Source organism: Micromonospora sicca, assembly GCF_003172935.1.
Lineage (GTDB): Bacteria > Actinomycetota > Actinomycetes > Mycobacteriales > Micromonosporaceae > Micromonospora > Micromonospora sicca.
Genome location: NZ_QGKS01000496.1, coordinates 1 through 2,078, shown reverse-complemented (window position 1 = coordinate 2,078; position 2,078 = coordinate 1). Strand labels below are relative to the sequence as shown.

2 protein-coding genes and 1 pseudogene are annotated in these 2,078 nt (G+C 69.0%); all 3 read right to left on the bottom strand.

Annotated elements, in window-relative coordinates; genetic code table 11:
- Positions 1-250: 250 nt before the first annotated feature.
- Entirely contained in the window at positions 251-598 is a 348-nt protein-coding gene (locus tag DKT69_RS36090) for an STAS domain-containing protein (RefSeq protein WP_236648667.1), read from the bottom strand.
- Positions 595-1,059 carry an ATP-binding protein gene (locus DKT69_RS36085; protein ID WP_109805834.1) on the bottom strand — a complete coding sequence of 155 codons (465 nt, stop codon included), beginning with the start codon at positions 1,057-1,059 and terminating at the stop codon, positions 595-597. The genes DKT69_RS36090 and DKT69_RS36085 overlap by 4 nt, the downstream gene beginning before the upstream one ends.
- Positions 1,060-1,306: 247 nt before the next feature.
- Positions 1,307-1,603, bottom strand: a pseudogene (locus DKT69_RS36080) (helix-turn-helix domain-containing protein); the annotation flags it as partial.
- Positions 1,604-2,078 lie beyond the last annotated feature (475 nt).

Sequence of the window (2,078 nt, the reverse complement as noted above, 5' to 3'; positions counted from 1 at the left end):
GGTTCGGCACCGAGCGGTTGGTCGACTTCACCGTCCGGGCCCTGGCTGACAGGCTGCCGCTACCAGAGACCGCCCGGCGTCTCGTCCACGCGATCCTCGCCTACCAGGACGACCGGCTGCAGGACGACGCCACCGTACTCATGGTCCGCTTCCTTGAGCCCACGACAGACCGAGCCTGACCGCCCCACAGTCTGAGCGTCGCGACGGCTGTTCCGCCGCCCGCCGCGACGAGGTTCCCAGCCTCGCGCACTCAGATCGCGGCGGGTGGCGGATCTGCCACCCGCCCGAACAACTGCATGATGCCGGTCATGTCGAGGACCCGGCGGACCTGCCCAGCGGCGTTGACCAGGGTGAGATCCACTCCCCGGTCGGCCGCGTGGTGGTGCGCGCCGACCAGAGTGCTCAGCACGGTCGAGTCGATGAAGGTCAACCCCGCCAGGTCCACCTCTACCGTCCCGGCCTGGGCGATGGTCTCGTGCAGCAGGTCATCGAGCCGATCGGCGCCCGACATGTCGATCTCACCGGACAGCGCCAGGACACTACGATCGGCACCGACGTCGACACGCCAGTGCCAGGTCTGCTCCGTGGCCACTGTCACCGTCCCTCGTGCACGGTCGATCGGGGGCGCAGCTGCGCTGTCACCGAGGCGATCGTTCCCTGTCCGGAGTTGTCGATCATCAGCCCTTCGGTGAGCTGCCGTGCCAGCCACAGTCCCCGGTGGCCGACCTCCCCCGGCGACGGCAGGGCGACGGCCATCTCACCCAACCCAGGTCCGTTGTCGCTGACCTGGCAGGTCAGCAGGTCGTGGTGCTGCCACAGACGCACCTCGCCGCTGCCCCCGCCATGGCGCACCACGTTGGTGACCAACTCGTGCACCGCCAACACGAAGTCCTCCAGCCCGTGGCCCACCAGACCTGCCGAACGGGCTGCCGCGGCGACCGCGTGACGCAGCGCCGTCACCCGCGCAGCGGTGATCTCTTCCGACAACAACGCCACTTCGTCGGCGCCGCGAGCGGTGTTCCACCCGGCACCCACGTCGTCCGTTCCGCCGCTGCCCATGATCGGACGCTACACGCCGCCGATCCGCCGCGCCCGGGCACGCCGGCCGGGGTACGACGGCGACGCCTCGGACCGCCGGTCACGCACAGCATCCCGGTCGCCGGCCGGGATGTGAAGAGGTGCGACGAGCGGGGCTGCCAGGACCGAGGCGGGGACGGGGACCTTCGCCTGGCGGGCCGGCCGACTCATCGCCCGCCGACGACCTCGCACGAGAGCGGGCTGGCCAGTCCTGCCGCCGCGTCCCATGCTGCTGGTTCTGGTTCTGCCGGAGGGCTTCCTCGAGTTGGTCTTCCAGAATGATGATCCGGCAGGCGGCCTCCAGGGCGGTGCCCTGGTCGACCATCTCGCGGGCCCGGGCGGCCAGGCGCAGCTGGTAGCGGGAGTAGCGGCGGTGCCCGCCGCTGGAGCGGTGCGGGTTGATCAATTTCGCCTCGTCGAGGCGGCGCAGGAAGTCCTGCGTGGTACCGAGCAGCTCCGCGGCCTGGCCGATGGTGTAGGCCGGGTAGTTCTCATCGCCGAACATGTCATCGGAGTTTTGCCCCATGCCACCTCCACGTCGAGGGCCCCGGCGCTTACGCGCCGGGGCCCAGGGTTACGGGTCAGAACACCATCTACCGACCGGAACGTCGGCTTGTCATATCCGCACCAGCCGAAACTGACGGCTTCGGGTGCGAGGATCGCATAAGCGTGACCGGAGACCACCTCTCGTTCGATGGAAACTGCGGTGTCCGCCGAGCCTCAAATGACGGCCGACGGCGGGCGATCCAACGGTGAACGGCCCTCCCTTTCCTCTGCTACTTCTTTCCCTTGCTGACGTACGGTCCGCCGGTGTCGGAGCCCACGCGACTTCATGGCCCCTACACGTACGGCGAACATCAGCTGGAGCCCCAAAAAAGCCTTGGCCCCACCTGCACCCCGGCGCATATCACGTCGGGACTGACGTGCTCCTACTGCCTCTCGGGGGGAACCGTGAAGATCGTTCCCGCTCCTCGCCGCCCGTCGTGACCTCACGGCCGGAC